Origin of the sequence: Umezakia ovalisporum Ak1311, assembly GCF_029891685.1 — a bacterium.
Classification (GTDB): Bacteria; Cyanobacteriota; Cyanobacteriia; order Cyanobacteriales; family Nostocaceae; genus Umezakia; species Umezakia ovalisporum.
The window spans coordinates 49038-63976 of sequence record NZ_JANQDJ010000044.1 but is presented as its reverse complement, the minus strand read 5'-3'; the positions used below and the strand labels follow the sequence as shown (position 1 = coordinate 63976).

The following is a 14939-nucleotide window of genomic DNA, read 5'->3' as shown; positions in this document are numbered from 1 at the left end:
GCTAAGGTAGGTACAAGCTAATTTAGCTAAGGTGAATTTGACTAATGCAGACCTGAGATCAACAAACTTAACCAAGGCTAACTTGAATGCCGCTAATCTTTGGCAGACAAAAATCAGCAATGCTAAAGTGTGGTACGCTATCATACTCCATGGCACAATTCGCGCTCCTCAAATAAATATTAGCATTAGTCATGAGTTGTTAAAACGGACATGATATAGCACTTTCCGGTGTGGTGAGGTACAGTATTGGCGGGGAAGATGGCCACCCTACAAGATTTCCACGATTATGATTTGTAGTTCATAAGAACGAAATCTGCTGTATGACCAATGACTATTTAAAACCCACTTTGTGAGAAAATATAATTAGTGATTGCTTGCTTTTACTCACTGCTTCGCTGGCGGGGTACCCGCAATAAATTTACTCGCGCCATCGCATTCAATTTCCGCAACTGTATTTTTGTCTTCTAAGTTGTTGAGAGTAATTCTAGAAGTTCTGTTAGATACTGCTATTGGTTCAATGCGACAAGATTTTTGCAGATAATACCCCTGGGAGTTAGAACTGGGACCTTTCCAGATACTAAGTAAATCTAATCTATATCCAGATTGAATATTAGCTACACGCGGTTCAACACGCCATAATTTTCTTTCTTCATATTTTCCCAGCTTTTGATTTATTACTTCATTCCCCAAATTTTTTACTTCTTGTGTTGCTTCTAGCAACCATTTTTCCACTTGTGACCAAGGTGTTTTATTTAATTCTTGCTGTACTCTTATTTGCATTGTATCGAGGATGGCAACACCATTTCTAGGGATTTTTTGTACTTCTGGTTTTGTTTTTGTATCTATTTCTGGTTCTGCCATTCTGACAACAAAAGTACTACGCTCAAAATTATCTGTGAGTAAGCTGGGATATTGTGTTAACCAATTATCCATAACAAAGTAAAACTGAATCCAGCAGCTGAGTAGCATACAGCTAGCTACCAAAACTATAATTTCTTCCCGAACTTCTGGCTTAGGAATTTTCGCCGTAGTACTGGTATCACTACCTTCAATAAATTCTGGAATGGCGGTAATTATTGCAGATATTGTTGGCCAGAGGATAATTGTTCTGGGTGTAATTATATTTTCTGGATGACCAAATGCAAAAACACTGACTAAAAATCCAGTTATGACTGCTCCCACTGGCATAAAAGTACCGGGAATTCTTAAAGGATCATCAGTTGTATACCAAGCTGTACCGGCAATTAAGAATAACCAGCCTGAAAAGGCTATGAAATTTTTGACATAACCCACAGCTAAAAATGAAAGTACCCAAGAAAAAATACTCAAATAAATAAATGTCTGCCAACAATAAGCTTTGGTAGGAACAAGTAACTTTTTAATTCCCTCAAAAATCCCCACAAAAAAACCAAAAAATAATAAAATGTCCTTAAATAAAGTTTGCATCCTTCACACCTCTTATTCACTCAATTTCTATTTGTGTATCAATGTCTATTTAATCGGTAAAAATGGCAATTATTTCTATTTTCTGCTCAATAAAATAATTATACTAATAGCCGTGTAGCTCAGTGAGTTGCCTATTAATATACTAGTAACTAAATTAGTATTTTGTAATTTTAAGCCACTGTTACGTTGCCATTTTAATCGATTATCTTCTGGTATTTTATAGTTGACAAAGAAATTTTCTTGTAATGAAATCATGAAAAACTTTAAAAGAAAAAATTTCATGATGAATGTTAAAAAGAAAATTATAAAAGCAGTGACAATCAACAGAGCTTGTGATTGCTGTGAGCGGAAAGTATGAAAAAATACATAACTGATTAATTCTGATTTGAAATCTATAGGTAAGATTGGTTCTAGGAAAAAAAATAAAATCCAACCAATAGTGCTGGAAAAAAGATTTATGGATATGGCATAAAAAATACTAGTTTTTTTGTCAAATTTGAGGCTTTTGTGCAAAATGTATCCTTCGATAGGAATAGCAGCCAGTAAAAACAAAACTTGTAGCAAAATTACGCCCAAAGGCAGGATTCTAGGAATAGTGATATTTCCAAGTCCAAGCATAAAGTATCAATAGTAAAGGTTAACATGAGCAAGTGTCCGTCAGGCAATTTGGAATTTTAGATTGATACTACCCAAAAAAAAATCACAGTTTGGGGATTTGAGATTGATGAGCCGATATGGCAACCTGACTCGAATCAAAAAACAATCCAAAATCTAAAATCCGTATAATCAATTATCTCATGGTTATTGTTGATAGCAATCTTGGTGTGCCAGTATAACCTCATTGATGATGACAAGGCTAGATCTGGCTCATGATACATTGAGAATCTTATGCTCTTCAAGGTAAAATTAGAGCCTGGCACGTTACAGCTTTTGAAAAGATGACAAGGAACGGCATCGGTATTCGCACCGCTCAAGTGCGGCCTGAAAGGCTCATTGGTCAAATTCACGTTTACGACGGAGTGGGCAAAGGTAAGTCCCAAGCAGCTTTGGGTGTGGTTTTGCGCTCAATTGGCTTGGGAATAAATACACCGGGCGATTCCAGCCGCGTCTTACTATTGCGCTTTTTGAAAGGACCAGAACGTGATTATGACGAAGACGGAGCTATTGCAGCTTTACAGCGTGGTTTTCCCCATTTAATTGATCAGGTTCGCACAGGGAGAGCAGAATTTTTTGGGCCAGAGGAAATTATCACCTTTGACCGAGAAGAAGCAGCGCGGGGTTGGGATGTAGCCAAAGGAGCTATTGCATCCGGTTTATATTCGGTGGTGGTTTTAGATGAAATTAACCCGGTTTTAGATTTGGGTTTGCTCCCAGTAGATGAAGTAGTACGGACATTGAAATCCAAACCCCGGGAACTAGAAATCATCGCCACTGGACGCGCTGCACCCCAAGATTTACTAGATATTGCCGATTTGCACTCGGAAATGAAACCCCAAGACCACCCCACGGCAAAAGAACTCTTTCTGCAAGGTATTGAAATTTATACGGGCGCTGGTAAGGGTAAATCTACCAGTGCATTGGGAAAAGCCTTAAAAGCCATTGGTAGGGGAATCAATCATCCCGGGTCTACCCGGGTGTTAATTATGCAATGGCTCAAAGGTGGAAGTGGCTACACAGAAGACGCAGCCATCGCTGCTTTACAGCAATCATATCCAGAAGTAGTAGATCATCAACGTTGTGGTCGAGATGCCATCGTTTGGCGCAATTCCCGCCAAGAATTAGACTATGTAGAAGCCGAAAGAGGCTGGGAAATCGCTAAAACCGCCATTGCCTCCGGACTCTATAAAACTATCATTCTCGATGAACTTAATCCCACAGTTGACCTAGAACTACTTCCTGTTGAACCTATAGTCCAAGCCTTACTTCGCAAACCCCGGGATACTGAAGTGATTATCACTGGTCGCTGTCAACAACAACCAGCTTATTTTGATTTAGCTAGCGTTCACTCTGAGGTATACTGTCACAAACATTATGCCAATCAAGGTGTAGAACTCAAACGAGGAGTAGATTTTTAATTAATTTTTGAGAACTGAACTATGGAGAACAGCAGTTTACTTGACTTAATTACAGGGGGAGTTGCCATCGCTATTCTCCTAGGCGGTATGTTGATGATGTTTACTACTGTATTTACCACCAAAAAACGCCGGAACTGAACTCTTCTGGCTTTGAAAAGCCAGGATTGTAAACTATTGTTGCTAGGTGTGCTCAAGCCACACTAGGCAACGTTTTTCTGCCCAAAAAAGCTGGGATTGGCTTAGGGCTTGGGAAAGTTTTCAGTACAACCCCATATCTTCAGTTGTCGTGGTTTAGTTTTGAGCACACGGGTTTTGTTTTTGGAGTTTTTGATTTTGTGGTGTTAAAATAATCCGATATTAACACGAATGCGGGATGATGCAAAGATATAACCTGAGACTATCCGACAAAGAGTATGAAGGATTAAAACAGAAATCTTCTGAAACAGAAAGGTCAATTAACGACTTGATTAGAGAGGCAATTCGTGAATATTTAAAACAAGAAACCCAGGGATAAAGGCTTTTGATAGATGTTTTATACCCCGGCTCAAGGTTTCTCAAGCTCCCACTATATTTTGGAGAGATATATTTGGGAAAAAATGTAGAGATGTTTCATGGAATGTCTCTACAAGGCTTTTTAAAAAACTTGAATCAAGTGGTGTTTTTGGACAGTACCAATTACTTGGTATGGTGTGGTTAATTGCGGCGCTTGACTTGCAGAAATCCAAGCATAGCTAAAAGCAGGTAATTGATTAATTGAATTGACTGGTTGACCATGAACGGGAGTGTAGAAATTAAGTAATACCCCAGTTTTTCCCTCTATCTGCAAAAAATAAATTGGATGATTTTGCACAATGGATGCGATGGCAGGCTGTTGTAGAAAAACCCTGACATCAGGGTTATAATCACCTAGCAATCCCAGACTACCAGCCAGGGCTAAAGCCAGCCAACAAGGAATTAACCAACCCGCTAGCCAGTGGGCAGGTGTGAGGAACTTTTGCTGTAAGTGGTAACGACCAATCCACACTATAGGCAACATTAACCAAGCCAATCCCATAATTAAACTGATAGTGGCGTACTTACGAACCTCAACATCATCTATCCAAATGAAAATAATTATTCCTAGTACTACCAATAAAACACCCAATCCTCCCCAGGTATAGCTGAGAATACGAGCAATTCTTCTGATTAATTCCCCATATGGCCATCCTGCCAACCAAGTTAAACCCACAGCCGCCAGCAAAGCTATAAAAGGGTAAAGGCAAAGACTATAGTGAGATAAACGAGTTGAGAAAAAACTGAGTTCAGCAAACAGCACCAGTGGAAAGCCAACTAATATTAATTGATAGCGAGGAATAGGACGACGCAAAAGCAAAACTAAGCCTAAAACACTGAAAAAAAACCAAGGAAAGGCTTTGATTGGCACATTCCACAAATAAAAGATGATTCCATTTCCAGCACGCTCATTAGATCCCAACTCAAAAACAAACCTGAATAGTTCTTCATAACTATCATTGCCATAGCGCATCCAGTTGAGCCATAGCCAACCGAAAGTAGGAATTAAACCGACGACAAAACCCAAATATAAACTCCAGTTGCTAAGATGACGATGACGCCGATGTTCTCCAATTAAATAAGGTAATAAAGCCATAATTGGCAAAAAAATCATCAAGCTTCTGACTAAGAAGCCTAAACCCCAGCTAAAACCAGCAATAAAACCCCAAAAATAGCGATATTGACATGGAGAATGTAGTTCAGCTTGCAGCAAAGCTAAAATAGCTAACAATACCAAAAATATCATTGGTACATCCGGTGTACCTAAGCGGCAATATTGTAGCCAGAGAAATTGTACAGTTAAAATTAACCCTGCTAGCCAAGCTAATTTTTTATTGAGGATAATTTTACCGATTTCATATACCAGGAATATGCTGAGAATACCAGTAATCATGCTCGGCAGCCTGACAGTAGCTTCACTGATACCAAATAGCTGATAAGAAATGGCAATTAGCCAATAAGGTCCCGGAGTTTTGTGATGAACAGCACCCCAAGGGGCTATCCAATCACCAGATTCAAACATAACACGCGATCGCCGAGCGTAAAGACCTTCATCATGAGCCATCAGGCTATTCTCCCCAGAAGTAAATAGCAATAAGGGGAGTATCCACAGCAGCAAACTGATATAAGGGAATACCGAGGAAAGGCGGATTTGCTGCCAAATAGGTGCTAATAAACGAAATTTATACAACATTCAATTAATATTCAACCTGTGGTGATTTCTAGTTTAGAAATTAATTAAGATACAGATATTACCTAAAAATTCCCTTTTGAGCAGAAAAGTCCGGCAATATAAACATTTATAATTCATGAAGCTGAAACCAGAGGAACGCCAGAAGTTAGACGATACAGATGATCAGTTATTTTACGACTATCCCCGTTTCGTCACCCATGTGGATGAAGGATTTATTCAACAGCTAACGGATTTATATCGCGATCGCCTCCGGGATTGTGCAAAGCACAATCCCGGAAGCCCCAATGCTCGTATACTTGACATGATGAGCAGTTGGGTTTCTCACCTCCCGGAAGAGATGGAATTTGCCCATGTTGAGGGACACGGACTCAACGCTAAGGAGTTAGCTCGTAATTCCCGTTTAAATCATTACTTTGTACAAAATCTGAATCTTCATCCTCAACTACCCCTACCAGACCAAAGTTTTGATGCCGTGTTGAATTGCGTTTCTGTACAATATTTGCAATATCCAGAGGCGATATTTTCAGAAATTCATCGGATTCTCAAACCCGGTGGTGTAGCAATTATCAGCTTTTCTAATCGGATGTTTTTCCAAAAAGCGATTCAAGCCTGGCGAGATGGTTCAGAAGCAACTAGGGTGGAATTAGTCAAGCACTACTTTACCTCTGTACCTGGATTTACAGTTCCAGAGGTAATTGTTAATAAATCGACAATACCGAATTTTTTAAAGTGGTTGGGTGTTGGGGGAGGGGATCCATTCTATGCTGTGCTAGCACACCGTTCTTTGTCTTGAGTCTGGAGTAGAAATATTAGTAATCTGACCACCTCACTTTGTGGGGTACAAGAAAAACAAGGAATAGCCAAAGATGAATTTCTCTCGCGTGTCTAAAATTTTAGCTAGTTTGCTACTGTCAGTTTTACTACTGACTACTGCTTGTACACCACAAGCACCGGGTCGTTTTGACGAGGTACAAAAAGAAAGTACTCAACAAAAAAGCGGTCAAGCAGTGGTTAAAACTGCTACCCAAGGTTCAGAATTTAATCAATTCTTTCCAAACGGTGAAAATGGCTATGAGAGAGTATTTACCCAAGAGAAAAAAGGTTTTGCCGAGGCCAAGTTAAAAAAAGATGGCAAAGATTTAGCCATGCTAGCGGTCTCTGATACCAGTAGTACACCAGCAACAGCCGCAAGTTATTCCAATAGCACCAAAACCATTGCAGGTTATCCAGCCCGGGAAATTGGTAATACTCAAACAGCAGTTTTGGTGAATAATCGTTATCAAGTAAAAGTATTATCCCGTGATCCGTCATTTACTGCCAGCGATCGCGCAGATTGGATTGAAAAGTTTAATCTTAATGGTCTAGCTGCATTGAAATAAGTTGAACAATTCTAAATAGGAAGATACTGATGAGCAAACCGATTTTTGAGTTAGTTGATGAATTACCAACTAGCGGCTTGACTGTTTCCATGTTGAACTCACTAGATTTTGTTGCTCCTGGTCAGTGGCAAAACACTGTAGGCTTTGTCAACACCATTAAAACCGTGACGGGTGAAAGCGACGAAGATTTAATTCAGCAAATTGGTGAAAGAGCGATACACCTTTACAATGATCGCTCCCAAGGATACCAACGAGCAATGTGGCTTTATCAAACTGTTGACAGGACAGATAAAGCCTTGGGTGCAGCTGCATTGGCTAACAAAGTGGGGGAAAAAATTCCTTTATTCGGTTTTTTAAACGCCCTAACTCCTAAGGCCGACAAAGCCCAAACTATTGATTTGTGTCTGAAATTAGTGGCTGAATTAGTAGCCTTTTGCCAAATTAACGGCATTCCGGGAGACAGCATTGGCGATTTTGTCGCTTCTTTAGGTGAGTATAGTGGTGAGTCTTTAATACGAATGGTAGCTTTAGTGTGTGTTGATGGTTTAATACCCCTAGGGCCAGACTTCATTCATAAGGTGTTATCTGGATTGAATCAAATCAATCCCCATGAGTTAGAACAAAATACAACTTTCCAAGGTATCCAAGATGCAATTCCAGGTAACAGTGCTGGGGGTAAATTAAACTTTATTGGCGAAAGCTTTGATTCAGTTAAAGGTTGGATGAGTGGGTTAGTTACCCAAAATGACTTAACACCACAAAAAGTAGTGGGCAATTTGCAAAGTTTTGTTCAACTGGCTGATGATAAGTTAGACTACTTGGCTGCTTTCTTAGATGTGGCCACCAATTACTACGAACACACAGGGACGCAAACCTTAGCGCGGCGCTTGATTGAACGCGCTGTGGCTGAAATTTAACTAACCTCGGGCAATTCCCCATCCGTCCGTCTATAGGGTGGGGCTAGTAACTGATAAATAAGAACAAGGACAAGCCCCTAACTGCTGTCTAAAACAATCTCGTTAATTTTTTGGTAATTTTAAATCAGCTATAATCGCTGACAAATAAGGTTGAAAAATTGCCAGGTCTTCTAGTTGATCGAATTTACCTGTGATGGAGCCTGGATCAAAGGCTGTGGCAATGACATACATAGCCTCACCATCGAAGGTAACATGAGTAATATGTTGCTCTTCCACCCCACCTTCTGGTTTAATTCCGATAAATCCGTAGCGTATTCCCTGAAGTTTACCAACTGGTACCTGTTGTGGCGGGTGGCTGGAAAATAGAATTGTATTTCCGTAGCTAGTCCGGCGGTCCTGGGCAAAACTAGCGTTTAAATCTGCAACCCAAGCCTTGAGTGCTGTTAATAATTTTTGTTGGTACTCAGGACTTTGGTAGTCTACCTGAGAACCCACTGGAATACCGGCATCTGTAAGATTTTTTTGGAATTTTGGATTATTTTTCAGCGGGTAAATTGCGATTTCCACCGTACCCAAAAGTTCTCCTTGGGAGGAAATACATAGCAGGGGAGCGTTTCCCTCGCAAGGTATAACTTCCCAGCCATTGGGAATTGGTGTGTTTCCCAAAATTTTGTTCCAAGTGTTTCCTTCTTTGGGAGTAGGAGTTATTGCAGGAGTGGTTTGAGGAGATTTGCTTTGAGTTGCTGTTGCTCCAGGACTCTGATTTTCTACAACCTCACCAGAAAACCTGGGGAGCAGAGTTTTTACTCCCACTGGCGTCAAGGCCAATAAAATAACACCAAGAAAAAGATGATAAACACGCAACATTTTTTGTGATAATCCTCAGCCAGAAGTTGCAGAGTATACAAGGAAACATCTATTGATCGTCGTTAGTTCCGCGAGCCACGAGACTATAAATAATAGTATCCCCCCCACTGTAAACTAAGCTTACAATGAGAGGAATTGTGACAATTATGCAAATATTCAGGCCATAGTTAAGGCTTAGTAGCGTCCACCACCGCCGCCACCACCACGGCGGTTACCACCCCAGTTACCACCACTACGGGGACGACCTGCATCCTCACGAGGTTTAGCTTTGTTTACTTTTAACTCACGCCCCATCCACTCAGCACCATCAAGAGCTTCAATGGCGGCGGTTTCATTTGCTTCGGATTCCATCTCTACAAACGCAAAACCACGGGGACGACCTGTTTCCCGGTCGGTGGGTAACTGAACACGATTAACTTTCCCATATTCACCAAAAGCCATCCTCAGGTCTTCTTCAGTCACCTGATAGGATAAATTACCGACGTAAATTGACATACAATGTCTCCGAATTCCGACAAGTGTAGAGAGTTAAATTCGGAGAGATGCTTTTTAGAAACCTAAAGGAGTTACTCAGCCGAAAATAATCTTTATATCCTCGAATATAGCACAGGATTTTTACATTTTCTCACACACAGTAACTTGAAAAATATAATTTTAGTTATGGTCAATCTTCACATTTGTTAATATTCAGACTTGTATTTTTCGGCAAACTGTGATATCAACTTTTCTGCTGTCTCACATAGCTCTTGGTGATGTTCCCCATTACTGGCCAGCAAGCCACCCCATTGATTAATGTCACCTGTGTTGTATTGCAACAAACTGCCATCAAAGTGAGTAAATTGACCACCAGCTTCTGTTAAAACCAGCTCTGGTGCTGCTATGTCCCAATCTTTAGGGGCAGATTTTCCTGAAAGAGCAACGTAGATATCGGCCTGTTGCTCTAGAATTGTGGCAATTTTACAACCTACACTGCCCACATATTTATGATTTTTACAGGGCAAGTTTTGTAACAAGTAATCTAAAGGTTCATTGCGGTGAGAGCGACTGGTAACTACAGTTAAATCTTCTACTCGCTTACCTGACGATACTTGTATGGGAAAAAATCCATGACGGGTTTCCACAAATGTACCCCCGCCTTTTGTGGCAAAGTATAACTTTTCAGCTTCTGGAACAGCAACTACTGCTAAAACTGGGCGTGACTCTTTGACTAAAGCAATGTGAATGGCATACTCCCCAGTTTTGTCAATAAAGTCTCGTGTACCATCTAAAGGATCAATAATCCACACCCATTGAGAGGATTTTTTGCTGAGTGGTGATTTATAGGTTTCTTCGCTGATGTAGGCAAAATCTTCATGACCTAAAGCGGTTTGTAGCTGCTCCAGAATATACTGACTTACGGCTAGATCGGCACGAGTTACAGGCTCATTGTCTTTGTATTGGACATCTAGATTAGGGTCTTTTGCCCCCCCCTGGTAATAAGACCTAAGTATATCTGATGCACCCCAACTTATTTGACGGGCGATGGCTAATATTTCTAACAAGTCTTTCATCAATTCTTCCTCCTATGGTTGTTGTCAGGCTGCGGGGAATTTATTTGTCTTCTTTGCGATACCGACATAATTAAGTTTACTAGTAAGAAATTTCCATCCAACGACGCGTACCAAAAAATTGACAAGATTTAGCGGCAATTTTAGCTGCCTGTGCTAGAGCATCAATAAAACTTGCCTGTAAAATATAATGGCAGAATGCTCCGTGGAAAATATCTCCTGCTCCGAGGGTATCGACTGGGTGAATTTGGGGTACACTCATAACACCGATTTGAGTATAAGATAGATATTCTATAGGGTTTTCCCCGTGAGTAATAGCAATGTGGGGAATGTTAAATGCATTCAGGTAAGTAAACACCTCAGCTTGATTGTGGCAGTTGGGAGGGTGGAAATTTGCTGAACACAAGGCATAATCGACAAAAGGCAAAATTTGCTCAAATCCTGGTTTCCAACTTCCACCATCAATGACTATGGGGATATTTTCAGCTTTAGCTCTTTGGGCTAGGCAAAGACTAACTGCCATTTGATGCCCATCAATTAATACAATATCAATATCTTGTAGAATATTTGGTGGGATGGATGTACTACTGGCTTGAGTTTTAGCAGCATTGATGGAAACCACTGCTCGTTCACCTGTGGCTTGGGTAATAATGATGGAAGAGAGAGGTGGTGCTGTAGTTATGCTAGGTTGAAGATCGGTGATCCCTACTTGATAGTTTGCCAAATCTCGCCGAATCAGTTGCGTCATGGGATGAGAACCCAGCACCCCTAAAAGTTGAGCTTGATTACCTAAATAACTGAAAGTTACGGATGCATTGGTAGCTGGGCCACCTGCTGCTAGAGTATAGTCAGCAGCGACAATCTTTTGATTATTTCTAGGGGCAGAATCAGCAAGGTAAATTAAATCCAAGGTGACTAAGCCCACAAATAACCCCCGTCGGGATTTTCTATTATTCATCTCACTCATGCAGACTGATCCCAAACCAGGAACACTTTACGTTGTCGGTACACCCATTGGCAACCTGGAAGATATTACCTTTCGGGCAGTGCGAATTTTGCAAACGGTAAATTTGATTGCGGCGGAAGATACTCGCCACACAGGGAAACTACTACAGCATTTTGAAATTAAAACACCACAAATAAGTTACCACGAACATAATCGCCAGAGCCGCATCCCGGAATTATTAGAGTATATGGGTAATGGGCAAGCGATCGCTTTAGTTAGTGATGCAGGAATGCCGGGAATTTCTGATCCCGGCTATGAACTGGTGAAAGCTTGTGTGGATGCGGGGCTACCAGTTGTGCCAATTCCTGGTGCTAGTGCGGCTATTACGGCTTTAAGTGGGGCTGGCTTACCTACAGATAAGTTTGTTTTTGAAGGCTTTCTTCCGGCTAAAGGACAAAAACGACGTGAATATTTAGAGTTTCTTCAGGGAGAATCCCGCACTTTAATTTTCTACGAATCACCGCATCGTTTGCGAGAAAGTTTACAAGACTTGGCCACGGTTTGGGGAGGTGAGCGGCAAATTGTCCTGGCACGAGAGTTAACTAAAATTTACGAAGAATTTTGGCGGGGAACCATTGCTGAAGCCATCGCTTATTACAGCCAACGTGAACCCCAAGGGGAATATACCTTAGTTGTGGCTGGAATTCCTCCTCACCAACCCCAACTCACTGAAGAACAACTCAAAGCCGAACTAGTTCAACTCATAAGTCAGGGAATATCCCGATCTCAAGCTAGCCGTCAATTAGCAAAAATCACTTCCCTTCCCCGTCGTCAACTTTATCAACTGGCTCTTTCTTTAGCTCCCCATCCTGAGTAAGTAGATTAAGCCTCTTGTGTCACCTTCCGAGAATAAATAATATTTAAAAGAAAAAACCCTGAAAGGTAGGTAGAGCAATGGATGTAGAATTACAAATCCTGAAAGATTTACGTCGAGATGCTCACCCGACAGTGGAAGTCATAGATGAATGTTGTGAGGAGTACAGAGAAATATTCAAAGAAGTAAGGAATTATGAGTGCTTCAAATATTTACATTTGGGAATAATTTCAACAATCAAAAGAAAATCATTATTTTATAGCCAATTCCTAGTGGTCAGTAGAAAAAGTAAGGAACCGAAGATTAGAGAAAGTCAAGAGAGCATTAAATGGAAAAGCAATTACCGTAGTCATGGATAAAACAGGAGTAAGTTTAACTAAGTTTAGTTGACCGATATATCAATTTTTTCAAGTTGCTACATAATTACATTGGCAAGGTTGAATTAACCGGTGAAAAAGGCTTTAATTATCGAATTTTGAACTGTTTTAAATCATATCTTCAGTTTTAGCTTAGGTGTACTAACTGTAATTTCCAGTTAAGTGACAATTACAGTGATAATCAAATACAAATCAGCAGGCTTAAATCAATAAATCACCTTTGATGCTGACGATAGATGGGAATGTTTGGCTAAGTTTGAGGCTAATATTAAAATGGAAATTATTGATTATGAGGACACGGTAAGAATGACCCAAGTCGTTCTAGGAGAAAACGAAGGTATAGATTCAGCTTTGCGTCGGTTTAAACGCCAGGTCTCTAAAGCTGGTATATTAGCTGATGTAAAATTCCATCGGCATTTTGAAACACCTTTAGAAAAGCGCAAGCGTAAGGCGGTATCAGCTAGACGCAAGCGACGTTTTTAATTAACCTATTTGGGTAAGTACTAACATTGCTTTAGGGCAGAGCCTCAAATAAGCAATAACATTTCACCTTATATTCTTACTTGACCCTCCCCACCCAATCAAGACAGGGGAGATGAGGGCAATCCCTATACAATTGATTAATATACCCCCATCCTAATTAAGAGGTGAGGGTATATTACTTTGCCCAGACATAGAACTTATGCAGAAAGCTCAACAGTGCGGCTATTACAAAGATTCATGGTTTTTTCCACTCCCTGTTTGAGGCTAAATTCCACACACTCAACGACAAAACCAAGAATGAGAGATGTCAGTTGAGTTTCAGAGGGAGAAAATTTGCCGAGAACATGAGAGATAGATTCGGAGTTATCCCCATTAGTGCTATGATTTGGCTTACCAATACCGATTCTCAACCGTGGGAAGTTTTGGCTGTTAAGATGAGCGATGGCACTTTTCATGCCATTGTGTCCCCCAGCGGAACCAGACAAGCGTAAACGAGTCTTACCCAGGGGTAAATCCATGTCATCATAAATCACCAGCACCGACTCTGGCGGTAATTTATACCAATTAGTGACAGCTTGGATTGACTGTCCAGACTTATTCATGTAGGTCAACGGTTTGAGTAAGCGGACTTTACCGTTACCTGGGGCTATACCCTCACCATACTCAGCCTGAAATTTACGATTTTCTGCTAAAGGAATTAGCCAAGAACGAGAGAGTTCATCGATAGCAGCAAAGCCAATATTATGGCGTGTTTGGTCGTACTTAGGCTCTGGATTTCCCAACCCGACAATTAGTTGCGGAATTACCAGAGATTGTTTTGTCACAGCTTCGGTCATTTTGCCTAAAATCAATTTGTTCCCAATGTCTTCCCTAACTCATTGGGGAAGACCCAGCAGCATCCTGTTCAGATTTAGCTGCTTCGATTTGCTTGGGTTCGATTTGAGCAGAAGTTTTCACCGCCTGTTCTATTTGTTCAGCTTCCCGTTTAAACTCGTTTTGAAATTCATTGGAAGCTTCTTGAAAACCGCGAACTGCTTTACCAATACTGCGACCAATTTCTGGCAGCTTTTTTGGCCCAAAGATTAACAATGCTACTACCATAATTAGAGCCATTTCCGGCAAACCGATACCAAATATATTCATGCGGTTTCTCCTTTAAATACACAATGCAGTCTAGCTGGGTGGTGCAGAGTCGGAACTGACATCCTTTCTTCATCTATACCATGCTTACTTATTTAAGGCTAACGTTTTCCTTGGGACATTTTCGGTACTTAAAAGGAAGATGTTAAAACCCATAAAAAAACCCGGACAAGCCGGGTACAGATTCATTGTATTGAGTTAGCCGCCTAAACTCCGCCAATCAACTATTACGTCTTCAATTAATAAAGACTTATTGTAAACTTGCAGAATAATGAGCAGAAACACGAAAAATAGGAGCATAAAAAAAGCCATTAAAGGCGTAGTACCCCAACCCGGAGCCACTTTACCGTACTCGGAATTGAGCGGTTTGAGAATATCTCCTAACCTAGTGCGTTGTGCCATAGTTCACCTAAGATCAGTTACCAAAGCTTTTTTTCATCTTCTGTAATATTCTATAAGAATAGCACTCATAATTAATCGTTAATTTATGGAACCTGCAATAGTTGTTAGCATTTCCGTTGGCGCTGCCTTAGTTGCCATTACTGGTTATGCAATTTACATTTCCTTCGGACCTCCTAGTAAGCAATTAGCCGACCCCTTTGAAGAGCACGAAGACTAGATTGTAGGAACAGTGAACAGGCTG

18 protein-coding genes and 2 pseudogenes are annotated in these 14939 nt (G+C 40.6%); 10 read left to right on the top strand and 10 right to left on the bottom strand.

Annotation, left to right across the window (positions count from 1 at the left end; genetic code table 11):
* Window positions 1-28: 28 nt before the first annotated feature.
* Window positions 29-214: pseudogene (locus tag NWP25_RS07950) on the top strand (pentapeptide repeat-containing protein); the annotation flags it as partial.
* A 170-nt stretch (window positions 215-384) separates the two neighbouring features.
* Here NWP25_RS07950 and fraD read toward each other — a convergent pair.
* Together fraD and fraC are read right to left on the bottom strand one after the other, a co-directional pair.
* Entirely contained in the window at window positions 385-1446 is a 1062-nt protein-coding gene (fraD, locus tag NWP25_RS07945) for a septal junction protein FraD (RefSeq protein WP_280656289.1), read from the bottom strand.
* A gap of 75 nt (window positions 1447-1521) precedes the next feature.
* On the bottom strand, window positions 1522-2064 hold the full coding sequence (gene fraC / locus NWP25_RS07940) for a filament integrity protein FraC (RefSeq protein WP_280652081.1): 543 nt from the start codon (window positions 2062-2064) through the stop codon (window positions 1522-1524).
* A 320-nt stretch (window positions 2065-2384) separates the two neighbouring features.
* On the opposite strand from fraC, the gene NWP25_RS07935 reads away from it, so the two are divergent.
* Window positions 2385-3521: a cob(I)yrinic acid a,c-diamide adenosyltransferase gene (locus NWP25_RS07935; RefSeq protein ID WP_280656290.1), complete on the top strand. Its 1137-nt coding sequence runs from the start codon at window positions 2385-2387 to the stop codon at window positions 3519-3521.
* Between the two features lie 373 nt (window positions 3522-3894).
* On the top strand, window positions 3895-4035 hold the full coding sequence (locus NWP25_RS07930) for a ribbon-helix-helix domain-containing protein (RefSeq protein WP_280652083.1): 141 nt from the start codon (window positions 3895-3897) through the stop codon (window positions 4033-4035).
* A 120-nt stretch (window positions 4036-4155) separates the two neighbouring features.
* Here the strand turns inward: NWP25_RS07930 and NWP25_RS07925 are convergent, their stop codons facing one another.
* Window positions 4156-5766, bottom strand: a complete 1611-nt coding sequence (locus NWP25_RS07925) for an ArnT family glycosyltransferase (RefSeq protein ID WP_280652084.1) — start codon at window positions 5764-5766, stop codon at window positions 4156-4158.
* Between the two features lie 115 nt (window positions 5767-5881).
* On the opposite strand from NWP25_RS07925, the gene NWP25_RS07920 reads away from it, so the two are divergent.
* The 3 genes from NWP25_RS07920 (at window position 5882) to NWP25_RS07910 (ending at window position 8062) form a co-directional block, all read left to right on the top strand.
* Window positions 5882-6559: a class I SAM-dependent methyltransferase gene (locus NWP25_RS07920; RefSeq protein WP_280652085.1), complete on the top strand. Its 678-nt coding sequence runs from the start codon at window positions 5882-5884 to the stop codon at window positions 6557-6559.
* Between the two features lie 73 nt (window positions 6560-6632).
* The gene (locus NWP25_RS07915) at window positions 6633-7145 is read left to right on the top strand and encodes a hypothetical protein (protein ID WP_280652086.1); all 513 of its coding nucleotides are present in this window, start codon (window positions 6633-6635) and stop codon (window positions 7143-7145) included.
* Window positions 7146-7174: 29 nt separating this feature from the next.
* A complete protein-coding gene (locus NWP25_RS07910; RefSeq protein WP_280652087.1) occupies window positions 7175-8062 on the top strand; it encodes a hypothetical protein in 888 nt (295 codons plus the stop codon).
* 102 nt (window positions 8063-8164) lie between these two features.
* Here NWP25_RS07910 and NWP25_RS07905 read toward each other — a convergent pair whose 3' ends face one another.
* The 4 genes from NWP25_RS07905 to NWP25_RS07890 all read right to left on the bottom strand — a co-directional run bounded on the left by NWP25_RS07905 (window position 8165) and on the right by NWP25_RS07890 (window position 11434).
* The gene (locus tag NWP25_RS07905; protein WP_280652088.1) at window positions 8165-8929 is read right to left on the bottom strand and encodes a hypothetical protein; all 765 of its coding nucleotides are present in this window, start codon (window positions 8927-8929) and stop codon (window positions 8165-8167) included.
* Between the two features lie 174 nt (window positions 8930-9103).
* On the bottom strand, window positions 9104-9424 hold the full coding sequence (locus NWP25_RS07900) for an RNA recognition motif domain-containing protein (protein ID WP_280652089.1): 321 nt from the start codon (window positions 9422-9424) through the stop codon (window positions 9104-9106).
* Between the two features lie 185 nt (window positions 9425-9609).
* Window positions 9610-10479: a 3'(2'),5'-bisphosphate nucleotidase CysQ family protein gene (locus NWP25_RS07895; RefSeq protein WP_280652090.1), complete on the bottom strand. Its 870-nt coding sequence runs from the start codon at window positions 10477-10479 to the stop codon at window positions 9610-9612.
* A gap of 79 nt (window positions 10480-10558) precedes the next feature.
* Window positions 10559-11434, bottom strand: coding sequence for a sugar kinase (locus NWP25_RS07890; protein WP_280699158.1), 876 nt, complete (start codon window positions 11432-11434; stop codon window positions 10559-10561).
* 7 nt (window positions 11435-11441) lie between these two features.
* On the opposite strand from NWP25_RS07890, the gene rsmI reads away from it, so the two are divergent.
* The 3 genes and pseudogenes from rsmI (at window position 11442) to rpsU (ending at window position 13156) form a co-directional block, all read left to right on the top strand.
* On the top strand, window positions 11442-12299 hold the full coding sequence (gene rsmI, locus NWP25_RS07885) for a 16S rRNA (cytidine(1402)-2'-O)-methyltransferase (protein ID WP_280652092.1): 858 nt from the start codon (window positions 11442-11444) through the stop codon (window positions 12297-12299).
* A 77-nt stretch (window positions 12300-12376) separates the two neighbouring features.
* Window positions 12377-12662: pseudogene (locus tag NWP25_RS07880) on the top strand (IS701 family transposase); the annotation flags it as partial.
* Between the two features lie 317 nt (window positions 12663-12979).
* Window positions 12980-13156 (top strand): 30S ribosomal protein S21, encoded by a 177-nt coding sequence (gene rpsU, locus NWP25_RS07875; protein ID WP_200990068.1) that lies wholly within the window; start codon window positions 12980-12982, stop codon window positions 13154-13156.
* A gap of 197 nt (window positions 13157-13353) precedes the next feature.
* Here rpsU and pth read toward each other — a convergent pair whose 3' ends face one another.
* From pth to psbH, 3 genes are all read right to left on the bottom strand, one after another.
* Window positions 13354-13992: an aminoacyl-tRNA hydrolase gene (gene pth / locus NWP25_RS07870; RefSeq protein ID WP_280652093.1), complete on the bottom strand. Its 639-nt coding sequence runs from the start codon at window positions 13990-13992 to the stop codon at window positions 13354-13356.
* Between the two features lie 34 nt (window positions 13993-14026).
* Entirely contained in the window at window positions 14027-14299 is a 273-nt protein-coding gene (locus tag NWP25_RS07865; RefSeq protein ID WP_280652094.1) for a TatA/E family twin arginine-targeting protein translocase, read from the bottom strand.
* A 195-nt stretch (window positions 14300-14494) separates the two neighbouring features.
* Window positions 14495-14698 carry a photosystem II reaction center phosphoprotein PsbH gene (gene psbH / locus NWP25_RS07860; RefSeq protein ID WP_280652095.1) on the bottom strand — a complete coding sequence of 68 codons (204 nt, stop codon included), beginning with the start codon at window positions 14696-14698 and terminating at the stop codon, window positions 14495-14497.
* An 85-nt stretch (window positions 14699-14783) separates the two neighbouring features.
* Between psbH and psbN the strand changes: the two genes are divergently transcribed.
* On the top strand, window positions 14784-14915 hold the full coding sequence (gene psbN / locus NWP25_RS07855) for a photosystem II reaction center protein PsbN (protein ID WP_280652096.1): 132 nt from the start codon (window positions 14784-14786) through the stop codon (window positions 14913-14915).
* Window positions 14916-14939 lie beyond the last annotated feature (24 nt).

Bases quoted from the DNA above. Each gene is read 5' to 3' on its own strand.
- fraD (WP_280656289.1), bottom strand. From the start codon at position 1,446: ATGCAAACTTTATTTAAGGACATTTTATTATTTTTTGGTTTTTTTGTG.
- fraC (WP_280652081.1), bottom strand. From the start codon at position 2,064: ATGCTTGGACTTGGAAATATCACTATTCCTAGAATCCTGCCTTTGGGC.
- NWP25_RS07935 (WP_280656290.1), top strand. From the start codon at position 2,385: ATGACAAGGAACGGCATCGGTATTCGCACCGCTCAAGTGCGGCCTGAA.
- NWP25_RS07930 (WP_280652083.1), top strand. From the start codon at position 3,895: ATGATGCAAAGATATAACCTGAGACTATCCGACAAAGAGTATGAAGGA.
- NWP25_RS07925 (WP_280652084.1), bottom strand. From the start codon at position 5,766: ATGTTGTATAAATTTCGTTTATTAGCACCTATTTGGCAGCAAATCCGC.
- NWP25_RS07920 (WP_280652085.1), top strand. From the start codon at position 5,882: ATGAAGCTGAAACCAGAGGAACGCCAGAAGTTAGACGATACAGATGAT.
- NWP25_RS07915 (WP_280652086.1), top strand. From the start codon at position 6,633: ATGAATTTCTCTCGCGTGTCTAAAATTTTAGCTAGTTTGCTACTGTCA.
- NWP25_RS07910 (WP_280652087.1), top strand. From the start codon at position 7,175: ATGAGCAAACCGATTTTTGAGTTAGTTGATGAATTACCAACTAGCGGC.
- NWP25_RS07905 (WP_280652088.1), bottom strand. From the start codon at position 8,929: ATGTTGCGTGTTTATCATCTTTTTCTTGGTGTTATTTTATTGGCCTTG.
- NWP25_RS07900 (WP_280652089.1), bottom strand. From the start codon at position 9,424: ATGTCAATTTACGTCGGTAATTTATCCTATCAGGTGACTGAAGAAGAC.
- NWP25_RS07895 (WP_280652090.1), bottom strand. From the start codon at position 10,479: ATGAAAGACTTGTTAGAAATATTAGCCATCGCCCGTCAAATAAGTTGG.
- NWP25_RS07890 (WP_280699158.1), bottom strand. From the start codon at position 11,434: ATGAATAATAGAAAATCCCGACGGGGGTTATTTGTGGGCTTAGTCACC.
- rsmI (WP_280652092.1), top strand. From the start codon at position 11,442: ATGCAGACTGATCCCAAACCAGGAACACTTTACGTTGTCGGTACACCC.
- rpsU (WP_200990068.1), top strand. From the start codon at position 12,980: ATGACCCAAGTCGTTCTAGGAGAAAACGAAGGTATAGATTCAGCTTTG.
- pth (WP_280652093.1), bottom strand. From the start codon at position 13,992: ATGACCGAAGCTGTGACAAAACAATCTCTGGTAATTCCGCAACTAATT.
- NWP25_RS07865 (WP_280652094.1), bottom strand. From the start codon at position 14,299: ATGAATATATTTGGTATCGGTTTGCCGGAAATGGCTCTAATTATGGTA.
- psbH (WP_280652095.1), bottom strand. From the start codon at position 14,698: ATGGCACAACGCACTAGGTTAGGAGATATTCTCAAACCGCTCAATTCC.
- psbN (WP_280652096.1), top strand. From the start codon at position 14,784: ATGGAACCTGCAATAGTTGTTAGCATTTCCGTTGGCGCTGCCTTAGTT.